The 23,097-nt window shown below is 50.3% G+C and carries 21 protein-coding genes; 11 read left to right on the forward strand and 10 right to left on the reverse strand.

Translation table 11 applies throughout. The features are described 5' to 3' along the window. The first annotated feature begins 2 nt into the window (after positions 1 to 2). Positions 3 to 2,090: a glutamine amidotransferase gene (locus KHQ09_RS12615; RefSeq protein WP_213598554.1), complete on the forward strand. Its 2,088-nt coding sequence runs from the start codon at positions 3 to 5 to the stop codon at positions 2,088 to 2,090. A 44-nt stretch (positions 2,091 to 2,134) separates the two neighbouring features. Here the strand turns inward: KHQ09_RS12615 and KHQ09_RS12620 are convergent, their stop codons facing one another. Beyond that, complete coding sequence (locus tag KHQ09_RS12620; RefSeq protein ID WP_213598556.1) at positions 2,135 to 2,659, reverse strand: GNAT family N-acetyltransferase; 525 nt, start codon at positions 2,657 to 2,659, stop codon at positions 2,135 to 2,137. Positions 2,660 to 3,056: 397 nt separating this feature from the next. On the opposite strand from KHQ09_RS12620, the gene KHQ09_RS12625 reads away from it, so the two are divergent. Together KHQ09_RS12625 and KHQ09_RS12630 are read left to right on the forward strand one after the other, a co-directional pair. Next, positions 3,057 to 4,037, forward strand: a complete 981-nt coding sequence (locus KHQ09_RS12625; RefSeq protein ID WP_213598558.1) for a glutathione S-transferase family protein — start codon at positions 3,057 to 3,059, stop codon at positions 4,035 to 4,037. A 148-nt stretch (positions 4,038 to 4,185) separates the two neighbouring features. Next, the gene (locus KHQ09_RS12630; RefSeq protein ID WP_213598560.1) at positions 4,186 to 4,884 is read left to right on the forward strand and encodes an OmpW/AlkL family protein; all 699 of its coding nucleotides are present in this window, start codon (positions 4,186 to 4,188) and stop codon (positions 4,882 to 4,884) included. A gap of 56 nt (positions 4,885 to 4,940) precedes the next feature. On the opposite strand, the gene KHQ09_RS12635 is transcribed toward KHQ09_RS12630, so the two are convergent. Both KHQ09_RS12635 and KHQ09_RS12640 read right to left on the reverse strand, forming a co-directional pair. Further along, complete coding sequence (locus tag KHQ09_RS12635) at positions 4,941 to 5,912, reverse strand: small ribosomal subunit Rsm22 family protein (protein WP_213598562.1); 972 nt, start codon at positions 5,910 to 5,912, stop codon at positions 4,941 to 4,943. Positions 5,913 to 6,082: 170 nt separating this feature from the next. Beyond that, on the reverse strand, positions 6,083 to 7,324 hold the full coding sequence (locus KHQ09_RS12640) for a DUF2333 family protein (RefSeq protein WP_213599986.1): 1,242 nt from the start codon (positions 7,322 to 7,324) through the stop codon (positions 6,083 to 6,085). Between the two features lie 684 nt (positions 7,325 to 8,008). Between KHQ09_RS12640 and KHQ09_RS12645 the strand changes: the two genes are divergently transcribed. From KHQ09_RS12645 to choV, 3 genes are all read left to right on the forward strand, one after another. Further along, positions 8,009 to 8,914: a choline ABC transporter substrate-binding protein gene (locus KHQ09_RS12645; protein WP_084664666.1), complete on the forward strand. Its 906-nt coding sequence runs from the start codon at positions 8,009 to 8,011 to the stop codon at positions 8,912 to 8,914. Positions 8,915 to 9,037: 123 nt separating this feature from the next. Beyond that, positions 9,038 to 9,874: a choline ABC transporter permease subunit gene (gene choW, locus KHQ09_RS12650; RefSeq protein WP_022710101.1), complete on the forward strand. Its 837-nt coding sequence runs from the start codon at positions 9,038 to 9,040 to the stop codon at positions 9,872 to 9,874. Between the two features lie 2 nt (positions 9,875 to 9,876). Beyond that, positions 9,877 to 10,914, forward strand: a complete 1,038-nt coding sequence (gene choV / locus KHQ09_RS12655; protein WP_116087842.1) for a choline ABC transporter ATP-binding protein — start codon at positions 9,877 to 9,879, stop codon at positions 10,912 to 10,914. Between the two features lie 72 nt (positions 10,915 to 10,986). On the opposite strand, the gene KHQ09_RS12660 is transcribed toward choV, so the two are convergent. From KHQ09_RS12660 to KHQ09_RS12680, 5 genes are all read right to left on the reverse strand, one after another. Continuing rightward, entirely contained in the window at positions 10,987 to 11,829 is an 843-nt protein-coding gene (locus tag KHQ09_RS12660) for a dipeptide ABC transporter ATP-binding protein (protein WP_022710099.1), read from the reverse strand. After that, positions 11,826 to 12,680 carry an ABC transporter ATP-binding protein gene (locus KHQ09_RS12665; protein WP_022710098.1) on the reverse strand — a complete coding sequence of 285 codons (855 nt, stop codon included), beginning with the start codon at positions 12,678 to 12,680 and terminating at the stop codon, positions 11,826 to 11,828. Before KHQ09_RS12665 ends, KHQ09_RS12660 begins: the two co-directional genes overlap by 4 nt. Positions 12,681 to 12,682: 2 nt before the next feature. Then, entirely contained in the window at positions 12,683 to 13,591 is a 909-nt protein-coding gene (locus KHQ09_RS12670; RefSeq protein ID WP_028233427.1) for an ABC transporter permease subunit, read from the reverse strand. An 8-nt stretch (positions 13,592 to 13,599) separates the two neighbouring features. Further along, complete coding sequence (locus tag KHQ09_RS12675; protein ID WP_022710096.1) at positions 13,600 to 14,607, reverse strand: ABC transporter permease subunit; 1,008 nt, start codon at positions 14,605 to 14,607, stop codon at positions 13,600 to 13,602. A 63-nt stretch (positions 14,608 to 14,670) separates the two neighbouring features. Next, positions 14,671 to 16,278 carry an ABC transporter substrate-binding protein gene (locus tag KHQ09_RS12680; RefSeq protein WP_075655989.1) on the reverse strand — a complete coding sequence of 536 codons (1,608 nt, stop codon included), beginning with the start codon at positions 16,276 to 16,278 and terminating at the stop codon, positions 14,671 to 14,673. 342 nt (positions 16,279 to 16,620) lie between these two features. Here KHQ09_RS12680 and KHQ09_RS12685 point away from each other — a divergent pair, with 342 nt between their 5' ends. The 3 genes from KHQ09_RS12685 (at position 16,621) to KHQ09_RS12695 (ending at position 18,760) form a co-directional block, all read left to right on the forward strand. Beyond that, on the forward strand, positions 16,621 to 17,118 hold the full coding sequence (locus KHQ09_RS12685) for a HugZ family pyridoxamine 5'-phosphate oxidase (RefSeq protein ID WP_022710094.1): 498 nt from the start codon (positions 16,621 to 16,623) through the stop codon (positions 17,116 to 17,118). A gap of 469 nt (positions 17,119 to 17,587) precedes the next feature. Next, on the forward strand, positions 17,588 to 17,923 hold the full coding sequence (locus KHQ09_RS12690) for an ArsR/SmtB family transcription factor (protein ID WP_022710093.1): 336 nt from the start codon (positions 17,588 to 17,590) through the stop codon (positions 17,921 to 17,923). Positions 17,924 to 17,932: 9 nt separating this feature from the next. Beyond that, a complete protein-coding gene (locus tag KHQ09_RS12695) occupies positions 17,933 to 18,760 on the forward strand; it encodes a TrmH family RNA methyltransferase (RefSeq protein ID WP_213598564.1) in 828 nt (275 codons plus the stop codon). 510 nt (positions 18,761 to 19,270) lie between these two features. On the opposite strand, the gene mnmA is transcribed toward KHQ09_RS12695, so the two are convergent. Beyond that, a complete protein-coding gene (gene mnmA, locus KHQ09_RS12700; RefSeq protein WP_213598566.1) occupies positions 19,271 to 20,482 on the reverse strand; it encodes a tRNA 2-thiouridine(34) synthase MnmA in 1,212 nt (403 codons plus the stop codon). Between the two features lie 309 nt (positions 20,483 to 20,791). On the opposite strand from mnmA, the gene sciP reads away from it, so the two are divergent. After that, positions 20,792 to 21,067, forward strand: coding sequence for a CtrA inhibitor SciP (gene sciP / locus KHQ09_RS12705; RefSeq protein ID WP_075655983.1), 276 nt, complete (start codon positions 20,792 to 20,794; stop codon positions 21,065 to 21,067). A 369-nt stretch (positions 21,068 to 21,436) separates the two neighbouring features. On the opposite strand, the gene KHQ09_RS12710 is transcribed toward sciP, so the two are convergent. Continuing rightward, positions 21,437 to 21,823: a flagellar export protein FliJ gene (locus KHQ09_RS12710; RefSeq protein WP_213598568.1), complete on the reverse strand. Its 387-nt coding sequence runs from the start codon at positions 21,821 to 21,823 to the stop codon at positions 21,437 to 21,439. A 446-nt stretch (positions 21,824 to 22,269) separates the two neighbouring features. Here KHQ09_RS12710 and ctrA point away from each other — a divergent pair, with 446 nt between their 5' ends. Then, on the forward strand, positions 22,270 to 22,971 hold the full coding sequence (gene ctrA, locus KHQ09_RS12715; RefSeq protein WP_022709454.1) for a response regulator transcription factor CtrA: 702 nt from the start codon (positions 22,270 to 22,272) through the stop codon (positions 22,969 to 22,971). Positions 22,972 to 23,097 lie beyond the last annotated feature (126 nt).

Below are 23,097 nucleotides of genomic sequence, written 5' to 3' on the forward strand. Positions count from 1 at the left end.
TGATGAGTCTGTTTTCCCTGCATTTCTCTCCCCTGCTCTCTCCGCTCTGGCTCGGACTTTGTCTGGCTCCGCTGGCATTCATTACTCTGGCTGGCTTGTTCTTGCGCAAACGCGGCAGCTGGCTGCGTTTTGGTGGTTTTGCAGCACTTGCACTGGCCTTGTTTAATCCGGAGATCACACGCGAGCAGCGCGAGCAGCTCAAAACCATTGTCGGCATTGTGGTTGACCGCAGCGCCAGCCAGTCTCAGGGCAGTCGTACACAGGATACGGATGCCGCGCTTGAAGCGCTGAAACAAAAGCTCGGCGCACAATCCGATATTGAAACACGGATTATCGAAGCCGGTTCCGGCACTGAAAACCGTGACAATACACGCTTATTTACAGCCCTGAATGAAGGCCTGCGTGACGTGCCGCCGTCACGCATCGGCGGCGCGGTTATGATTACCGATGGTCAGGTTCATGATGTGCCCGCCAAAGCAGACGAGCTGAATTTCAAGGCACCGCTTCATGCGCTGATTACCGGCACCGGCGATGAATTCGACCGCAGTATCCGCTTCATCCGCGTGCCGCGCTTCGGCCTCAGCGGCAAGCCGCAGGAACTGGTTTTCCGTGTGGAAGATGCCGGTAAAATTCCGGTGGATGCATCACAGTCCAGCGTCACCATCCGTATCAATGGCGAACTGGTCGCCACAGTTCCGGCAGCCATTGGTCAGGATGTCAAAACCGAGATCACCCTGCCCCATGCCGGTCGCAATATTGTGGAAATCGCCACAGAACCGCTGAGTGGTGAAGTCACCGCCGCCAATAATCAGGCGGTGGCACTGATTGATGCCATCCGCGAAAATCTGCGTGTGCTGCTGGTATCCGGTGAACCGAATAATGGCGAACGCACATGGCGCAACCTGCTGAAATCCGACACCTCTGTCGATCTCGTGCATTTCACCATTCTGCGTCCACCGGAAAAGCAGGATGACACGCCGATCAATGAATTATCGCTGATTGTCTTTCCGACGCGCGAATTATTCGTCGATAAGGTGGAAGATTTCGATCTGATTATTTTCGACCGCTATCAGCACCGCAATGTGCTGCCGCTGCTCTATTATGATTATATCGCCCAATATGTGCAAAATGGCGGTGCTCTGCTGATCGCCGCAGGCCCTGAATATGCAGACAGTATGTCGATTGCACGTACGCCGCTGCTCAGCGTTTTACCTGCATTGCCAACCGGTGATGTCACGGAAAAAGGCTTCTATCCGCGTCTGACGGAAGCCGGTAAGCGCCATCCTGTCACACGCGGGCTGGAAGGCAGTGAACAGGAACCGCCGCAATGGGGACGCTGGTTCCGCTCGATTGATATTGCCACACCGCAGGGCGAAACCGTCATGCAGGGGCCTGATAACAAACCGCTGATGGTGCTCGGCCATCAGGGCAAAGGCCGTGTCGGCATGTTACTGTCCGATCAGGGCTGGCTCTGGGCGCGCGATTTTGAGGGTGGCGGGCCTTATGCATCGTTCTATCGTCGCATGGCGCATTGGCTGATGCAGGAACCGGAACTGGAAGAAGAAGCTCTGACGGCCAAAGGCACTGCGGATCGTCTGGAGATTACCCGCCAGACCATGAGTGACAAGGCCGCTCCGGCCAAAGTCACCACGCCATCCGGCAAAATCATTGAAGTGCCGCTGACGCAATCCGTTGCCGGACAGTTCACAGCGCAATTACCGGCCGATGAACAGGGACTGTATAAGATTGAAAACGGCGATTATTCCGTGCTCGCCCATGTCGGCAATGTGGACACGCCGGAACTGCGCGACAGTATTTCCACAACACAAAAATTGCTGCCTGTGGCGCAAGCCAGCGGCGGTAATGTTCTACGTCTGAAAGAAACGACTGAACAGGCTGCAATTTCCGTGCCGGATATTTCACTGATGAACCCATCGCAAAAACAAAGCCCTGCCACTCTTCTGGGGCTGCGGCCTACTCAGGATACAAGTCTGGTGGCAGTGCATCGCATTCCGCTTTTCACCAGCCTGCTGGCTTTAGCGGCACTGCTGCTTATTCTCGGCGGCACATGGTATCGCGAAGGGCGCTAAACAAACAAAGAAGCGGTTTCAGATCACTGAAACCGCTTTTTACATCAAAGCTGGTTGAAATGCTTAACCTGTCCCGCAAGCTCATTGAGCGCAGGGCCTGACAGAGTTTTTGCCCCTGGCAAAATACAGGCAAGCAGCCGCTCCGGATTAACCGGTGCAGGCATAATCACCTTATTGGCATCCACTTTCACAAAGCCGAACGCATTATAATAAGGCGCATCGCCGACCAGCAGGCTCAGCCTGTGCCCTGCTTTTGCTGAGGCTTCCATCGACTGGTTCATCAATATCCGGCCAATGCCGCGGCTTTTCCAGCCATCCCGCACGACCAGCGGCCCCAGCAGCAACGCAGGTGTTGTACCGATAGCAATCGGTGTCATTCTGATTGAGCCGATCAGCCTTCCGCCATGAAGCGCCACAAAAGACAAATCGCGGTCATGCGCCCCGCCCTCGCGGATACGCGCTGCCGCGCGGACAAATCTGCCCGGGCCAAAAGCTAGCGCATTGATTTCTTCGATTTCCGCATCGTGGGCGCAGGTTTCCTGCGTGTAAGTCAGTTCAGACTGCAACATGGCACTTCACTATTTCAGAGATTTAACTTCAGAATTATCGCGTGATTTGTCGCCGCTATGGGGCATAAAAACGCAAACAGGTATCCACCGGTGCCGCGCACCGTTTACAATTTCATCGTCGGATGAACTGCAGACCTGTCAATTCCGTTCTCCTGAAAGGTGAATAGCCGCAAACTGATGCGGTGTGTTTGCTTAACATCATTTTTTTTGATCGTAAAGAGCCGTGCCGGAAAACAGTCCAAACAAAACATCGTCCTGTTTTCAGGACAGCGTGTTTCGTAAAAACAGCCAGATCAGGCGAGACTTTCCCGCATTATGTATTACATTAAGGATCAGAATTCTCTGCCGCTGCCGTTGAGTTATCCGGATTAACGCGGCCAATATAAGGAATATTCTTATGGGTCTCTTAGTTGACGGCAAATGGCACGACCAATGGTATGATACGAAAGCCACAGACGGTCGCTTTGTCCGCTCCGCTTCGCAATTCCGCAACTGGATCACAGCAGATGGCAGCGCAGGCCCCAGCGGCATTGGTGGCTTCAAAGCCGAAGCCGGACGCTATCACCTCTATGTATCACTGGCCTGTCCGTGGGCGCATCGCACACTGATTTTCCGCGCGCTTAAGAAACTGGAAAATGTCATCAGCGTCTCAGTTGTTGATTATCTGATGGCGGAAGAAGGCTGGACACTGACCGGCAAAGACGGCGCAACGCCGGATCATCTCTATGGTGCCAAACGCCTCTATGAAATCTATACCCGTGCCGACCCGAACTATTCCGGCCGCGTGACTGTTCCGGTTCTCTGGGACAAACAGCAACAGACCATTGTCTCCAATGAATCCGCTGAAATTATCCGTATGCTCAACACTGCTTTCAATGAATTCGGTGACGCGTCGCTTGATTTCTATCCGGAAGATCTCCGCGCAGAAATTGATGCAATGAATGAGTTCGTCTATCCGAACATCAATAACGGCGTTTACCGAGCAGGCTTTGCCACCTCTCAGGAGGCCTATGAAGAAGCCTATAGCAATGTATTTGATGCTCTGGACAAGATTGAGACCATTCTTGGCAAACAACGCTATCTCACCGGATCCCGTCTGACTGAAGCGGACTGGCGTCTGTTCACCACGCTGATCCGTTTTGATCCGGTCTATGTCGGTCACTTCAAATGCAATAAAGCACGGATTGCCGACTATCCGAATATCTCAAACTATGTGCGTGAGCTTTATCAGGTGCCGGGCGTTGCCGGTACGGTGAATTTCATACATATCAAAAACCACTATTATATGAGCCATAAGACAATCAATCCGACCGGTGTTGTCCCTCTCGGTCCGCAGCTTGATTATAATGCACCGCATGACCGTGCCCGTTTCAGCTAAGCTCACATATTAAGTGACAGTTTTATCACACCGCATAGCGAACATCCCGCTATGCGGTGTTTTATTATCTGCAATTGATTTCAATCAATGGAAAGCCGCCTGCCCGCTGTCAGTTTGCCTTCATTCTCAGACTTTAAGGAAAACAGACATGGCTATCCTCCCGGCAAATCGTCATACATGTGCTCTTCTTGCTGCAACTGCTCTCACCGCAATCGCTATGCAGCCTGCACTGGCCGCAGATGCGGTTATCGCACCGGTTGAACCGCAGGTATCGGAACCGCTTCCGGTAGCGCTCAGCCCGTGGCAGGTTCGTGTACGTGCGCTTGGCGTCATCACAGAAAACAAAGGCCATGTGAATGAAGTTCCGGGTTCCGGCCTGAAATATTCCAACACAGTGGTACCGGAACTCGATATTTCCTACTACTTCACCAATAATATTGCAGCTGAACTGATCCTCGGTACAACCTATGCCAATGTTGACGGTAAAGGCGCGATCGACGGTCTGGATGTCGGTAAAGTCTGGCTGCTGCCACCAACTCTGACCCTGCAATATCACTTCACAGATTTCGGCGCGTTCAAGCCTTATGTCGGTGCCGGTGTGAATTACAGCATCTTTTACAACCAGAAATCTCATGATGCTGATTATCTGAAAGTTAAAAACACTTTCGGTGGCGCATTACAGGTTGGTTTCGATTATATGATCGACGATCATTGGGGCTTCAACTTCGACGTGAAGAAACTCTATCTGCGTCCTGATTTTGATGTAACCGTTGGCGGCGCACAGATGAGCGGTAAAGCCAAACTTGACCCATGGCTGATCGGTACCGGTATCACCTACCGCTTCTGATATGAGTCATTAAAAAAGCCCGCTGAAAAGCGGGCTTTTTTTTGTAATGCGATTTTCTATTCCGCACCGATCCAATCACCCCAGTCGGCGCGACGCGCCTGTCCGAACAGGTCTTTATCCCGCTTGGTAATCAAATGTTCTGCAACCTGTCCGTCAGTGCTGCATAGTTTAGCAATAACTTTCCCGCCACCGGTTTTCGGCTGCATCAGCACCCGCTGACCTGAAAGGGATACCGGCTGACGGCTGACAGCCAGATAGCTGAACTTCTCATCCTCCCAAGGCACATCTGCCTCTTTGGTCAGACGGTGGATTTTGGAACGTGCCACGCGACGGGAGAAATGACACCAGTCCGGTGCCTGCACAGCACAAGCCTGACTATGGGTGCAAGGCGCTGCAATATGCGCGCCCAGAGCCTGCAATTGTGCTCTGGCATCGAGAATGCGCTGCCAGCCTGCCGGTGTTCCGGGCTCCACAATCACAAACATACCTTCCGTCAGGCTCCATAATTGCGCAATCAACTGTTGCCGTGCAGGCTCATTCAGTTCATCCAGCACATAGGCCAGTGTCACAAGTTCTGCAGCTTTGGCATCTTTCAGCCCCGTTGTCACATCGGCGGCACGCCATTGCACATCGGCCACCGGCGCATGAGCAGAAAGCTTCTCGCCCACAGCACGGATTGCATTGCTGCCTTCCAGAAGAAGCGATGTTTCAATCTCCGGCCAGACGGCAGATGCCGCCCATAATGCTGTTCCCGGTCCTGCACCAATATCCAGATGACTGCGCGGGGCAAAGTCTGGGATGATATCGGCCGCATGTTGCAAAGCAGAGGTCACAGCAGCAAAAGTCGCAGGCAAACGCGCGGCCAGATAGGCATGTGCTGCCAGTTCGTCGGATAGATGCCATTTGCCATCGCGCGTCTCGGCACGGTAACGACGGCTGAGGATGCCGGAAGCCCGCTGCAGATCCGCCAGCGCCACACCCTGCAACTGCGCATCCACAGCCTGTCTCAATGCCGCCGGTAATTCCATAATTCTATCTCACGTAAAAAAACTCTGCCGCGCTATAGAGCATTTCCAGCAAAAGTGTGAAACGGTTTTGCGTAGGATAATGCGACAAAGAAATAAATAGAGCGGTTCCCTTAAACAGGAACCGCTCTAACACGCGGCAGAGCAATTTAAAACATTAACAATTGCGGCAATCAGCGTTCAAGAACCTGACGGATATCCACCAGATTGGAGCGTACGCGCAGAATGTGGAAACCCATTGTCGTCAGATGGGACGGCGTGAACCATGCATCCTGACGACCATTGGAAACGATGGTTGGCTGCATATCCAGTGCCGAGCGCAATTGCTGCTCCATTGTATCCCACAAACCATCGAGATGTTTCTCAGCCAACACAGCTTTAAAGTCGGAATGCGTTGCGCGGATCAGCCCGTAATAAGCGTAGAGCTGACCATAGGCGAACCAGAACCGGTCGTCGGCCCGTGTGTCAAACCAGCCTGCATGATAATTATCAGAGCGGTCTTTCAAAATGGCAGATGTCGAGCCGAGATCGCTGGCAATACGATCTACATACTGGATCAGATTGTCTGCGCGAGCATCGAAAGTTGCCTCGCATTTTTCAAGGCGCGCATTGAAGGCACGCAGCTCTTTAATGGCGGAACGATAATAGCTTGGTGTCGGCGTTTTCGGGCCAAACGGGCTTAGACCGAAATACCATGTATCCTCACGGAACTGCATGTTTCCGCGCGCCTTTTGCAGATCATTATCAATCTGCGAGGTGCCGCGCAGGCGGCCGAGAGAATCCACCAGTTCAATCGTTGTGCGGCGCACTGCCGAATGCACACCGCGCTGGAACGAGGCTTTATTATCCAGAAACGGTGTCCGGTCCCAATCCAGCCCGAAGAAACCTGTTTTATAAAACAGCATGGAAGAGACCCATGCATTCTGGTTCACATTGAAATCGGTCAGTTCAGCAGTCACTTCGGCCAGAGCCGATGGTGCACAAACCCGCGCCCCTGCCGGCTGCGATAAGGCCATTTGCGGCGCAGGCTGCTGACTGGCTGGCTCAGTTGAAGGTGCCGCATTATTTGTCGTGCTATCAGTATTCCCCGTGGCACCTTCCGCTGGCAGTGCCGTCGGATTGGCTGGCGATGTGCTTTCTGCCGATGATGGTGATGGGGCTGCCGGTGGTGTAAGCGCTTTTGACGGCTCAACAATTTCACCCGGTGTAACAGCACTTTGATAAGCATATTTTGCCGGATAATCCGGATCAAAATTCGTCCAGACCTGTGTCTGCACTACGAAATAGCCATACAGTCCCGCCCAACCGATAACGGCTACGGCGATAAGGGTTTTCCACAAGACGCTGAGGCTCTGATAAACGCGCCACAAAGCGCCGAAAGGCACTGCGATCAGCCGCAACAGCGCTGCAATCATACGCCCTATAAAAGCAAAGATATTTCCGATGACCGTCACGATCTTGTCCTTTGTGTCAGCTCTTGCCCCGCATCCTGAACAGAACGCAGCCCGAAAGGTATTTTTCCTGTAAACCCTTGCATAGTTTCAAAGAAATACGCAACAGCGCCGGATTTTTTAAACAGCAATCATTCAATCCGGCACAAATCGTTGAGCACGCTTTACCTGAAACCGGCACAAGCAGCTTCCGCATAACCGGCACCGGCGCCTTACAAATAAATAATGCCATTACGACTTTGATATAAACCGCAACAGCGCAGGTTCAACCGGTGAGTCTGAATTTAATTTTCAGCTTTAGCCTTGAAATTACTGCATATTATTTTTAGCCTGCCTCATTCCGACGTTAATTGTCGTGTTTGCGGATTCTAGGATCACAAAACTGCTTGAAGACTCCGGACTTTGATGCTTGTTTAGATTTGGGGCCGGGACATGTCGCGCAAAACAGTGCTGCGGTTTTCTGTTCAAACTGCATAAAAACAAACAACAGAGCAGTTTCGGGGAAGCGGAAATGCTCTGCTATAAATAAATATAATCCCGTCGATGGAGATATTCATGCGTTTTCTGCCAGTGAAACATCTGTACCCTGCCAACCTGTCCTTAGCCAAAAGCCACAAATCCGTGCTGGCGCTCACCTGTGCCGCTCTTATGGCGGGCAGCGCAGGCGGTGCATGGGCGGCAGAGCCTGAAGCCTGTTCCACAATCCGCTTTTCTGATGTCGGTTGGACAGATATTACCTCGACCACAGCGGTTGCCACAGAAATTCTCAAAGGTCTTGGCTATAAAACAGATATCAAAATCCTGTCTGTGCCGGTGACCTATGCTTCGCTCAGCAAAAAAGATATCGACGTTTTCCTCGGTTTCTGGAACCCGTCCATGGCCGCTGATCTCCAGCCATATCTTGATGACAAGACCGTCATCACCCTGCGCACCAATCTGACCGGCGCGAAATACACATTGGCAGTGCCTGCTTTCGCCTATGATGAAGGCCTGAAAAGCTTTGCCGATATTGCAAAATTCAAAGATCAGCTCGGCAATAAAATTTACGGTATTGAACCGGGCAATGACGGCAACCGCCTGATCCTCGACATGATTTCCAAAGGTGCTTTTGATCTGAAGGGCTTTGAACTGGCGGAGTCTTCCGAGCAGGGCATGCTGGCGCAAGTTGCCAAAGATATTAAAGCCAAGAAACCGGTCGTTTTCCTCGGCTGGGAACCGCATCCGATGAATTCCCGTTTTGAAATGCGTTATCTGGAAGGCGGCGACGACTTTTTCGGCCCTAATCTTGGTGGTGCGAAGGTCGAAACCAATGTCTGGAACGGCTATACGGAACAATGTCCGAATGTCGGAAAGTTCCTGACCAATCTTGAATTCACCCTTGAGATGGAAAACCAGATCATGGGTAAAATTCTGGATGATGGTGAAGATCCGGCCAAAGCAGCAACGGCATGGATCAAAGCCAATCCGGATGCGCTGAATGCATGGCTGAAAGACGTTACCACTTTGGACGGCAAAGACGGCCTTGCGGCTGTTAAACAAACTTTCGGTCTCTGACCGCACACAGACAATCTGCTGCCGGTATCACACCGGCAGCAGATTTACCGTACGACTATTCATGGTTTTCACAAACCAAACCCGATTGAAAAATAGACTGACAGGAAAACGGGGACCTGACTTTTGGACTGGCTGACATCACAAAAAATTCCCGTCGGGCGTACAGCGAAGAATGTTGTCACCTGGTTAACTGAAAATCTGAGCTGGCTGTTTGATGGTATTGCCGCCATTATGCAGACATTGATTGACGGCTTACTGGCCGCACTCAAATTTCCGCATCCCTTTATTCTGATTGCCATTTTTGCCGCGATCGCATGGGGGCTGCAAAGAAAAATCTCGACTGTCATTCTGACGATTATCGGATTTTTATTCATCCTCAATCAGGGCTATTGGGATCAGACGCTGGAAACCCTGACGCTGGTTCTGTCGGCCTGTTTCATCTGTATGGCGCTTGGCGTACCATTAGGCATCGCAACGGCACACCGGCCAAAGCTTTATGCGGTGGTGCGCCCGATCCTTGATCTGATGCAGACATTGCCGACCTTTGTTTATCTCATTCCGGCGATTGTGTTTTTTGGCATTGGTATGGTGCCGGGTCTGCTGGCAACAGCCATTTTTGTGCTGCCCGCGCCTGTCCGCCTCACCCATCTCGGTATTTCTTCAACGCCGGAACATTTAAGAGAAGCCGGAGAGGCTTTCGGCGCTTCGCGCCGCCAGCTGCTCTGGAAGATTGAACTGCCCTATGCCATGCCGCAAATTCTGGCTGGTCTCACCCAGACCATCATGCTCTCTTTGTCGATGGTGGTGATTGCAGCGCTTGTCGGCGCCAACGGTCTTGGCGTGCCGGTTGTGCGTGCCCTTAACTCGGTCAATACCGCGCTCGGTTTTGAAGCGGGGCTGGTGATTGTGGTTGTCGCCATCATCCTCGACCGCATTTTCCGTCCGGGCAGGGAAAAATAATCATGGCCTCTATCAGTCTTCAGAATATCAGCATTGTTTTCGGCAATAAAACGGACAAGGCGCTGGATCTTGCCGATCAGGGCTTTACCCGCTCGGAAATTCAGGCAGAAACCGGCCATATTCTCGGCGTGCATAATTGCTCCCTCGATATCCGCGAGGGTGAGCTGCTCGTCCTGATGGGATTGTCCGGCTCCGGAAAATCCACGCTTTTACGCGCGATTAATCGCCTGAACCCGATCAGCCGCGGTTGCGTCACCGTCTATAATCAGGGTGACGAAATCAACGTAACCGCAGCCGGCACTGCACAATTGCGCGCGCTGCGCACCCATGTGGTTTCCATGGTGTTTCAGCAATTCGGTCTGCTGCCATGGCGCACAGTCGAGGACAATGTCGGCTTCGGTCTTGAAATTGCAGGCCTAGGCAAACAGGCACGCAAGGAAGCGGTACAGAACCAGCTGGAGCTGGTCGGATTGCAGGATTGGGCAAAGCGCAAGGTCGGTGAATTATCCGGCGGCATGCAGCAGCGTGTCGGTCTTGCCCGTGCCTTTGCAACCGGCGCACCGATCCTGCTGATGGATGAGCCATTCTCCGCGCTTGATCCGTTGATCCGCGCGCGCTTGCAGGATGAGTTGCTGCATTTGCAGGATCATCTGAAAAAAACCATTGTCTTTGTCAGTCATGATCTGGATGAGGCGATGAAACTCGGTAACCGCATTGCTATCATGGAAGGCGGCCGTATTATTCAATGCGGCAGCGGACAAGATATTTTGCTCAATCCGGCTAATGATTATGTGGCGGATTTTGTGGCCAATATGAACCCTCTGGGTGTGCTGCTCGCCGCCGATATCATGTCTCCGCTTGACCGCAGTGCGCCGCCCCGCCCTTTTGCAGCAACGGCAAAACCGGAAACTGCAATTCAGGATATTATGCAGGCGATGGTGCGCAATAATGGCGATGTCGGTGTTGTGCATAATGGTGCGATTGTCGGCAAGATTTCTGCCGATGATGTGGTGCGCAGCCTCACCCGCCACCGAAGATAATTTAAAACCTGCAAACAAAAACGCCGCGCTGATCTTATCAGCGCGGCGTTTTTTTATCACTGTAATCGCGGTTTAGGCTGCAGAACGTTTTTTCGCACGTTCAGTCACACGCTGACGAATACTTTCTATATCCGAACGCGGAGTGGCCCCGAACAGCTTCTTCGTATAGTCATGACGCGGATGATTAAACACCTCGTCACGTGTGCCATATTCAACAACCTCACCATAATACATCACCATCACCTCATCGGCGATATAGCGTACCACAGACAAATCATGGCTGATGAAAACATAGGTCAGTTCAAACTCTTCCTGCAGATCCGCAAGAAGATTAAGCACCTGCGCCTGCACCGAGAGATCGAGTGCCGAGACCGGTTCATCCAGCACCAGAAGACGCGGGCTGAGCATCAATGCACGGGCAATAGCAATACGCTGACGCTGACCGCCAGAGAACATATGCGGATAGCGATTGAAGTGCTCGCGGCCAAGACCGACCTTGAGCAACATCTGCATCGCTTTTTCCTGACGCTCTTCCGCTGTCATATTGGTATTCAGCAGCAGTGGTTCCGCCAGCACATCACCGATTTTCTGACGCGGATTGAGCGAGCCATACGGGTTCTGAAACACAATCTGCACACGCTGGCGCATTTCGCGGGTCAGACCATCGGTGGCAATATTCACCGGATGACCGTCAATCAACAATTCGCCGGATGTCTGCGGGTCAATCAAAGTCAGGATGCGGGCAAGTGTTGACTTGCCGCAACCGCTTTCACCAACAATAGCCAGTGTCTTGCCCTTCTCGACCGAGAAGCTGACATTTTTCACCGCATGCACAGTTTTCGCCTTGGAAAACAAACCGCCGCCAGTGTGATAATCCCGCACGATATTACGGGCTTCAAGAACGATCTCACTCATTGGGCAGCTCCTGACGATGCGGCATTCTGCAAGACAAAATCCGAAACCGTTGGCAAACGGTCACCGGTTGCATTTTCCGGCAGGGCTGAAAGCAGTGCTTTTGTATAAGGGTTCTGCGGATTCTCAAACAATGAGAGCACATCCGCATCTTCCATCTTATGACCTTTGTACTGCACGATAACGCGGTCTGCGGTTTCTGCCACAACACCCATATCATGCGTGATCATAATCAGCCCCATACCGTGCTCTTCCTGCAAACGCATCAAGAGATCAAGGATCTGCTTCTGAATGGTCACATCAAGCGCAGTTGTCGGTTCATCCGCGATCAGCAATTTCGGATTACAGGCAATCGCAATGGCAATCATCACGCGTTGGCACTGACCACCGGACATCTGATGCGGATAGCTGCCCAGACGCTCAGAGGCATCACGGATGCCCACCAATTCCAGAAGCTCAATCGCACGGCTACGGCGCTGTGCTTTGCCCATATTCAGGTGGAAGCGCAGAACTTCCTCAAGCTGGAAACCAACGGTAAAGCACGGGTTGAGACTGGCAATCGGTTCCTGAAAAATCATGGAGATTTCACGACCGATAATCGCGCGGCGTTCTTTATCGCTCATATTGAGCAGATCACGGCCGTCAAACAGCATCTTGTCCGCAGTGACTGTTGCAGTCTTCGGCAACAATCCCATCACCGCCAGCATACCAACGGATTTACCCGAACCGGATTCACCAACGATGGCCAGAACCTCACCGGCATCGACAGAAATATCGATGCCGTCTACGGCTTTGAAAGCACCTGTTGACGTATCAAAGGCAACTGTCAGGTTTTTGATTTCTAAAAGAGCCATTATCAGCTCCTCTTCAGTTTTGGATCAAGCGCATCGCGCAGACCGTCGCCAACCAGATTGATCGCGAGAACCGTAATCAGGATAGCAAGACCCGGGAATGTAACAACCCACCATGCACGGGTGATAAATTCACGTGCTTCAGCAAGCATTGTACCCCATTCCGGTGTCGGTGGCTGTGCACCCATACCAAGAAAGCCCAGAGCAGCAGCATCAAGGATCGCATTGGAGAAGGACAAAGTGCCCTGCACGATCAGCGGTGCCATGCAATTCGGCAGAATAGTCTTGAACATCAGGCGCAGACGGCTGGCACCGGCTAAGCGGGCAGCAATCACATATTCACGGTTCTTTTCCGCCATCACGGCTGCACGGGTCAGACGTGCAAAATGCGGCTGCAAAACAAGCGCGATAGCGATCATCGCATTCATCAGACCAGGTCCGAGAATTGCCACAAGAACCAGCGCCAGAATAAGCGACGGGAAGGACAGGATGATGTCCATCACGCGCATGATGATTGTATCAACCACGCCACCGAAGAAACCGGCGATCAGACCAACGGTCACACCGGAAACCAGCGACAGAACAACAACCACAAGGCCGATAAACAGTGAATATTGCGAGCCGTAAATCAGACGGGACAGAACATCGCGGCCAACCGCATCGGTACCGAGCAGAAATGCAGCTTTACCGCCCTCTTGCCAGACCGGAGGGGTCAGCAATGCGTCACGATATTGCTGTGTTGCATCATGGGGAGCCAGCAAAGGTGCAAAAACAGCCACCAGAACCAGCGCGACGAAAACGATCAGGCCGAGAACCGCACCGCGGTTCACGCTGAAATAATACCAGAAATCGGCAAGCTGGCGTCGCAAAGACACATCAACTGACTTTTCCATTGGTACAGTAGAATTACTCATTGGAAGCCTCACTTATGCCGGATGCGCGGGTTGATTAAGCCGTAAAGCAAATCAACAGCCAGATTAACGACCATCACAAGGATGGCGATCAGAAGCAAACCGCCCTGAACAGATGGATAGTCACGACGGAAAATACTGTCGATCATCCATTTGCCGATCCCCGGCCAGGAGAAAATAGTTTCAGTCAGAATAGCACCGCCAAGCAAAACGCCGACCTGCAAACCGATTGTGGTAATAACCGGAATAAGCGCATTGCGCAGAGCATGCAGCCCGATAACACGACGCTGGCCAAGGCCTTTTGCGCGCGCTGTGCGGACATAATCCTCACCCAAGACTTCAAGCATAGCCGAGCGGGTCTGACGTGCAATCACCGCCATCGGAATTGTTGCCAATACGACTGTCGGCAGGATCAGATGCGAAAGCGCAGAGGTAAAAGCCCCCTTCTGCCCCGACAGCAGACTGTCAATCAGCATAAAACCGGTAACCGGCGGGAAAAAATACATCAGTGAAATACGGCCGGAAACCGGTGTCCACTGTAAAATACCCGAAAACAGAATGATAAGCAGCAGGCCCCACCAGAAAATCGGCATGGAATAGCCGACCAGTGCTACGCCCATCGATGTCTGATCAAACCACGAACCGCGCTTAACCGCCGCGAAAACACCGGCAGGAATACCGATCAGAACGGCAAGCACAATAGCACACAGCGCCAGTTCGACTGTCGCCGGAAAAAGCGTGAAAAACTCGGTAATAACCGGTTTTTTGGTAACCATGGACATGCCGAAATCGCCGTGTAGCAAATTCCAGATATAATCCAGATATTGCTGCCACATCGGCTTGTCAAAACCGAACTGCTTCATCAGCTCCGCATGTCGCTCCGGCGATACGCCGCGCTCACCTGCCATCAGCAGGACCGGATCACCCGGCAAAACGCGTACGAAGCCGAAAGCAAGAATAGTGATGCCGAAAAATGTCGGTATCAGATAGGCAATTTTGCTTAAAATGAATCGTATCATGAATATAGCAAGACCGGGCGCTGAAATATTTCATCCAGCGCCCGGTCATTCTCCTTTTAAGAATTACTCGGAAATATCAACACCGTCGAAACGGTAATCACCGAGCGGGCTCATCTTAAAGCCCGTAACTTTGGCAGACATCGGCACATAGACTGTGGAATGTGCCAGTGTGTTCCAAGGAGCCTGCTCCTTGAAAATTACCTGTGCCTGCTCGTAAAGCTTAACGCGCTCTGCCTGATCGGAAGTCACTTTGGCCTTCTGGATCAGATCTTCAAATGGCTGGTAGCACCATTGTGCACGGTTGTTGCTGCCAACACCGGAACAGCCGAGCAGAACGCCGAGGAAGTTATCCGGATCACCATTATCACCGGTCCAGCCGAGGATAACCGCACCGTCACGATCCTTTTCGCCCGACTTCTTGAGATACTCACCCCATTCCATCGAAACGATTTCAGCTGTTACACCGACTTTGGCCAGATCGGCCTGCATCAGCTCAGCTGTACGACGTGCATTCGGCATATAAGGACGGCTTACAGGCATAGCCCAAAGCTTCATCTTCAGATCTTTAACGCCGGCAGCTTCCAGAGCCTTTTTCGAGGCTTCAGGATCATATTTGTCGTCTTCAATCGCGTTATTGTAACCCCACATTGTCGGCGGGATCGGGTTTTTGGCAACCTGACCGGAACCCTGGAACACGGCGTCAATGATCGCCTGCTTATTCACAGCCTGATTGAGTGCCTTACGCACTTCCGGCTTATCGAAAGGTGCAACAAGCGTATTATATGCAAAATATGCAATATTCAGACCGGCCTGTTCATCAACCTTCAGATTGCTGTCAGCCTGCAGGCCTTTGATATCTGCCGGAGCCGGATAAGACATCAGATGGCATTCGCCGGCTTTCAGCTTCTGCGCACGAACTGCAGCATCGGTTGTGATTGCGAAAACCAGATCGTCGATTTTCTGCTTTTCACCCCAGTAATCAGGGTTCGCTTTGAAGCGGATAACCGCATCTTTCTGATAGGCTACAAAAGTAAACGCACCGGTACCCACTGGGAACTGGTTAAGGTTTTCTCTTTTACCATCTGCGTCCAGCTTGTCCGCATATTCTTTCGACATAATGGATACAAAAGGCATCGCAATATTGGCGAGGAATGGTGCTTCAGGACGTGTCAGCACGAACTTAACGGTATTATCGTCAACCTTGACGATATCCTTGATCAGCGTGCCCATTTCCATACTGTCGAAATATTCGTAGGAAATACCGGCAGTATACTGGTGCCAAGGATTGTCTTTGTTACGCTGACGGTCGAATGAGAACAGAACGTCATCGGCATTGAAATCACGGGTCGGTGTAAAATAATCCGTTGTCTGGAATTTTACGCCCTTACGCAGATGGAATGTATATTCCAGACCATCTTCGGACACTTCCCATTTCTCAGCGAGACCTGGCTCAACAACAGTTGTGCCGTTCTCAAATTCAACCAGACGGTTATAAACCGGATGCGCAGACGCATCAAAAGTATCACCACCTGTATAAGGTGCCGGATCAAATCCCTCCGGCGATGCCGGCGAGCAATATACCAGCGTCTTTGCGGATGCAGCGCCGGAAAAACCCGCCATCATGGCAGCGGTCAGCGCAGTCGCAGCAAGAAGTTTAGTGTGAAATTTCATTATAGGCCTCCACCCGATAACAAGCTGCAACGCCTCACGTCGCAGTCTGAGGCGTAAAGAAGCATTTTGCGCGGCAAAAAGGCAAGTTGAATTTACGTCTTGGTCAACGGCGCAGAAAAAATAATTCCGCTCCATAATTAGACATAAAAAATATATATTTGATTTTTAATGATAATTTCGGCTTTTCAACCGTTTCAATTTCACAAAGCACGCAGGATTTTTTTGTGATTAGCTGCTAGTAATCAGCCTGTTTGCGCCGGTTCCTGTCAGAATCGGAACAGTACCGGACGTTACGCAAGCTATTGATAGATCAGGACAAGACACGGAAAATGAGGCAGGATTATGAGTGAAAAGAAAGACGTCATCCAGCAGACAACAGAAGAAGCACGTGTACTCGCTGTTCAGCTGATTACAAATGCTACTTACGGCTCACTCGCAGTACTTGATCCGGCAACCGGCCGTCCGAGTGTAACACGCGTTGCAATCACCACCGATACGGATAACACTCCCCTGCTTCTGGCATCCGGTCTTGCCACCCATACACCGGCCTTGGATGCCAATCCTGTCTGTTCGCTACTGCTTGGCGAACCGGCCGATAAAGGTGATCCGCTGGTTCATCCGCGTATTACCCTTGCCTGTTCAGCAGAGAAATTCATGCGTGGTCAGGAGGGATATCAGCGCCTGCGGGATTTGTTCCTCGAAAAACGCCCTAAAGTTAAACTTTATATTGATCTCGGCGATTTTGTTATTTTCCGCCTCAATGTGGAAAGTGCCGGCCTCAATGGTGGTTTCGGAAAAGCTTTCCACTTAAAAACCGAAGATATTGTACTGCCGCAATAAATATCGATGATTTTCCCTATGTCCCGCATGCGACATTTGCGTCTTAAATGATAATTTTTAAATGACATGGCGGAGCTCAATTGGATTGAGCTTCGTCTTATCTGCCTGTGTTTGACTTAGATTTTTTCTCTATCAATACTCTAAATTAACAAGATCACAAAAATGTGTACTTACTCAAAAGCCTGCTCATAAATTTTGAAATTCAACGATTATTTTCTTACCCAAAGCGCCAATATTTATTATTAATATTTTAGTTTAAAATGACATTTTCAATATTTTAGCAATCACTAAATATAAAATAAACAAATAATTTTGAAATCGATTTATCACTCCCTTAAAGAGTAATTATTCTGTACGTTTTAATATAATTCTTGCAAATATCAATTCTATTGGTAGTTGTAATAGTGCGCTGATTTCTTTCTTATAAGCGCACTATCAAAATTGCTGTCATACGGGGGTAGGACTGCACATGAAACATGATAATATCTACGCAAATCTTGTCGATAACGCGGATCAGGCTGCCGACTTCCTGTCGGCTCTGGCGAATAATAAAAGGCTGCTGATCCTTTGCAAGCTGTTGCATAATGAAATGTCTGTGGGGAGTCTTGCAAAAGCAATCGACCTCAGCCAGTCTGCATTATCACAGCACCTTGCAAAACTGCGCGCACTCAATCTTGTTTCCACAAGACGGGACGCCCAGACAATCTACTATGTTGTTTCATCTCCGCATATTGAGCTGGTGCTTTCAACATTAGGCAGTCTGTATCTGGCACGCAGCGAGAAAAGACGGGAAGCGTTTGCTTAAACTGAACTGATGCATAATCAGACTAAAAATAATTCCGTCATATTTATTAATGACTTAGCAGATAAGCGCCTCGGCGCTTATCTCAATATTAAAGAAAAAGACCTTACAGGGCGCGAGTCCCGCTTCATTGCAGAAGGCAAGGTCGTCTTACGCGTTCTGCTGAATTCATCGCAGTTTGAAGCTGAATCTCTTCTTATCACCGAAAACAAACTGGCCGGCCTTCAGGATATTTTGCCTTTGGTTCCGGATCACGTCCCTGTTTATGCAGTTTCGCCATCCGATATGGATCAGATTGCGGGCTTCAATGTCCATCGTGGCATTCTCGCTGTAGGGCAAAGAAAAACCCTTCATAACATCCAGAATCTCATAGAGAATTTGCCGGATAATGCCCTTATCCTGATACTTTGCGGCATATCCAATCATGACAATATCGGATCAATTTTCCGCAATGCCGCCGCCTTTGAAGCCAGTTGCGTAATGCTGGATGAAACATGCTGCGATCCGCTTTACCGTAAAGCAATCCGTGTTTCAGTCGGCGCAACATTACAAATGCCCTATGCCCACAATGGCAAGATTGACGATATTGTAAAAACCGTTGCCGAGGCGGGCATCAACCTCATTGCACTGTCACCGCAAAGCCCGCAATCGCTCTATGATCTGCCTGTAAATGGGCGAACCGCGCTTTTGCTGGGCACTGAAGGCGAAGGACTGCCGCAGCATCTGCTTACCTCCCTGCAAAGCGCCCGCATTCCTATGTCCCGCCGGTTTGACAGCCTGAATGTAGCGACAGCCTCCGGCATCGCATTATCCTGCCTGAGCCGCGCAAATTTTGATTAAACTACCTGATTTCAAACTGAAGCCGCTCGTTTCATACCACCGGAAACAAACAAATCATTTCACTGTAACGCGGGCAATGCCGCAAAACCTCAGCATCAATTGACTGAACAGAATACTGGATACATACAACCTGAAATAGAATTATTAAATTCTAAATTATCAGTTCAATAAATCATCAAATATATGAATTTCAACACTCTTTTCCGGGTGAAAATCTAAGCTCAATTTTATTGATGAAGCGTATCAATTCTGAAAATATTGGCTTCAGCTTCTGGCTGTTACTCAAGTGCCGTGTATTTCAGGAGTTTTTTGATGCCGGCTATATCAGATCAAGATGAAATACTTATCTGACAGGTTATCGCAATCACAGGAGCGATGAATATATCCAAAACACAGCTTTGCAAGCATATATATTCTGAAGATAAGTTTAGCACATAAATAATCCGGAGCAAACAAATGTATCATTCATCTGTTTACTCCGGATCATAGTCTTCAACACTCATATGCAGCTCAGGCTGCGGACACTGAGCCTGATGTCGCTCCTGCGCCATTGCCGGTCAGTTCACGCAGCATTTTTTCGGCTTCCGGAGCACGTTCGGAACGGGCAATAAAACCACCGCCGAATACGCGCGCCGTATTGCTGTCGTCGGAATAGAGCACACAGGCCTGTCCCGGAGCGATACCGCTCTCACCATCAATCAGCTCAACCCAGGTCTGACCGTCCGCATGATGCAAAACAGCAGGCTTTGGCGGACGCGTTGAACGCACCTTGGCAAAGACTTCCATACCTTCCGCTGGCAGATCAGCAAGCGGACCGTCACCGAGCCAGTTCATATCACGCAGGAATACTTTATGTGTTTCAAGCGCTTCACGCGGGCCGACAATAACGCGTGCATGGGCAGCATCGAGATGCACAACATAAAGCGGTTCACCGGTCGCAATACCAATACCGCGGCGCTGGCCAACCGTATAATGAACAATACCGTCATGGTCACCCAGAACACGACCGTCAATATGCACGATATGGCCGCGTGTCGCCGCTTCCGGCTTCAGGCGCGAAATAATATCGGAATATTTACCCTGCGGGACAAAGCAAATGTCCTGACTGTCCTGCTTCTTGGCAACAGTCAGCCCCATTTCCTCAGCCATTTCACGAACCTGCGCTTTTGGCAGATTACCAAGCGGGAAGCGCAGATAATCGATCTGCTCCTGCGTGGTGGCGAAAAGGAAGTAGCTCTGGTCGCGATCCGCATCAACTGGGCGGAATAGAGCTCTGTGAGCGCCGTTTGCACCGCTGCGGATATAGTGACCGGTCGCAAGCGCTGCCGCGCCCAGATCGCGCGCTGTGGCCAGCAGATCAGCAAATTTTACAGTCTGATTACAGGCAACGCACGGGATCGGCGTTTCACCGCTCACATAGCTGTTGGCAAAAGGATTGATAACCGCTTCACGGAAGCGCGCTTCATAATCCAGTACATAATGCGGAATACCAAGGCTTTCGGAAACGCGGCGCGCATCTTCAATGTCCTGTCCTGCGCAGCAGGAACCGGCACGGTGCACGGCAGCGCCATGATCATAGAGCTGAAGGGTTACACCAACAACATCATAGCCTTCACGCTTGAGAATACCGGCAACAACCGAAGAATCAACGCCCCCTGACATTGCAACAACAATGCGCGTATTTTCCGGCTTTCCCGGCAAATCGAGGCTGTTCAGTTTCATGATTAGGTCCATATCCGGGGTCAAAGCCCGATATCTTGCTTCAAATTCTCCCCTTATATAGGCCATTGTAACCCGCCTTGCCAAGATGCCGCAGGGAAAAGGAGATTTTTTAATAAAATATTTTGAGCCGAAAACGAGTAAAAAAGCCTCAAAACGGCTTAAATATGGCGTTCTCAAGCTCTTTCTACATAATCTTTAATGAAAATTATTATTTATTACCAGAGCCTTACCGAGTGCTTAGCTCTTTTTTAAAGCTGTGACGCTATCGTGAAGCGTGATTAGGTCCTTGAGTGTTGTGTAGAGAGTACAATGACCGATCTGGTAAGACCACGAGTAAAGTACGTCATCGGTCCGGACGGAAGTCCGCTCACCGTTGCAGATCTTCCGCCGTCGAATACACGGCGCTGGGTTATCCGCCGCAAGGCTGAAGTTGTTGCCGCTGTACGCGGCGGCCTCCTCAGTCTTGAGGAAGCCTGTCAGCGTTATACGCTGACAGTCGAAGAGTTTCTGTCTTGGCAGTTGTCCATCGACGAGCATGGTCTCGCCGGTTTGCGGACAACACGCATTCAACAATACAGACACTAATTTCATCTCCCCTCTTTTAAGGGCTGATGAAAACAAAATAAGGATATGCCGTACGCGGCGCATTCTACAGATCAAGCCGGAGAGTTCTGCTCTCCGGCTTTCTTTGTTTTCAGAGGCTTAAACAAACCTCACCAACAATCCCCAAATCCAAAAACAAAAAAATGCATAATTCCTTAGACCGTGTGGTTTAAGGAATTATGCATTTGTAAAACTGTATCTCATCATGCCCGAGGAAGCAGAACCGGTCAGATTTTGGTTATGATGAGACGAAAATGGTGATTTTCGAGCCCCGAAGCGGAGCGTACTTACAGTACGTGAGCATCGGAAGCGGAGAAAATTGCCATTTGCAGGCCATCAGAGCCGAAATCTTCAGCCGATCATGACGCGACGATCGTAGACCGGAGCCTCTTCAATCTCTTTGAGCTTGCCGTCACGGGTTTCGAGGGCTTCGGCGCGGGAGAGATCGGCTTCGGCTTCCAGAAGTTCGGCTTCGGCCGCTTCTTTCTGAGCGGTCAGATCGCGGATCGAATCAAAAAGATTGTCGCGGCGCTGACGGGCAGCTTTGGCAAAGGTCGGATAAGCAAAATGCGTGGTATCCGTAATCCCTGCTTTACGCTCTTCTGACTGGATTTGCGCATCAAGCTCACCGGCCATCCGCTCAAACTCGCCCATCATCAGGTCCAGCTGACCAATTTGCCGGCGCTTTTCTTTAACCTGAAACAGTTTCAGCCGGACAAGACTCTCACGTGGCTTCATACGCATTACTCCTTGAACACCAAGTTCCCAGGCAATTTTTCAACACTTGCTGCCTGCGACCACCCTCTACGCAAAGAAATCACTTAATTTCGAAACAAAAAATTAAGATTTCGGGCTTTTGGTAACCATTCCTTTACGTACAGCGTTAATCATAGCCGTTAGGACTTAAGGCTAGGTAAATTAACTGTGTTTTTTCAGCAACATTAAAACTTTGAATCCAATGAGTCACTTATAACGATTTCTTAAACTAATTTGTTAAGAAATTTTTCGAGTGATTATCCTGTAAATTCAATTAGTTAACTGAAAATTCTATAAGACTCATATTTACTATTGCCAATGAGAATCATATTTTGTTAACCATTCGGTGGCAGACTTGGTTCAAAGCGAGTGCTGTTAGGCAATTAACTGCTGGATCAGGTTAAGCGGCGGAAAAAAGGATTCTGAAGATGCGCGTTCTTTTGATTGAAGACGATAGTGCAATCGCACAAAGCATCGAGTTGATGCTCAAGTCAGAGAGCTTCAATGTTTATACGACAGATCTGGGCGAAGAAGGCATCGATCTGGGTAAGCTCTATGACTATGATATCATTCTGCTCGATCTTAACTTGCCGGATATGTCAGGTTATGAAGTGCTGCGCACACTGCGCCTGTCCAAGGTAAAGACACCTATCCTCATCCTGTCCGGTATGGCTGGCATTGAAGATAAGGTTCGCGGCCTCGGTTTCGGCGCTGACGACTATATGACCAAACCTTTCCATAAAGATGAGCTGATTGCCCGTATTCACGCAATCGTTCGTCGCTCGAAAGGCCATGCACAGTCTGTTATCACCACCGGCGATCTGATCGTTAATCTGGATGCCAAGACTGTTGAAGTCGGCGGCCAGCGCGTTCACCTCACCGGCAAAGAATATCAGATGCTGGAGCTGCTCTCCCTGCGTAAGGGTACAACCCTCACCAAGGAAATGTTCCTCAACCACCTCTATGGTGGCATGGACGAACCGGAACTGAAAATCATCGACGTTTTCATCTGCAAATTGCGCAAGAAGCTCGATGCTGTTTCCGGCAGCCAGAACTATATTGAAACTGTCTGGGGTCGTGGCTATGTGCTGCGCGATCAGGACAGCATGGATCACCGCGAAATCGCATAAGTTCTTATGCAATTCAGGTTTCAAAAAGCCCCGCTTCAGCGGGGTTTTTTATTGCCCTGTGTCAGCAATATTAAAAAGCCGCGCAATTCAAAACTGCGCGGCTTTCAAATTTAACTGAGAGTCAGA

It is taken from the genome of Pseudochrobactrum algeriensis, assembly GCF_018436245.1.
Classification (GTDB): domain Bacteria; phylum Pseudomonadota; class Alphaproteobacteria; order Rhizobiales; family Rhizobiaceae; genus Pseudochrobactrum; species Pseudochrobactrum saccharolyticum.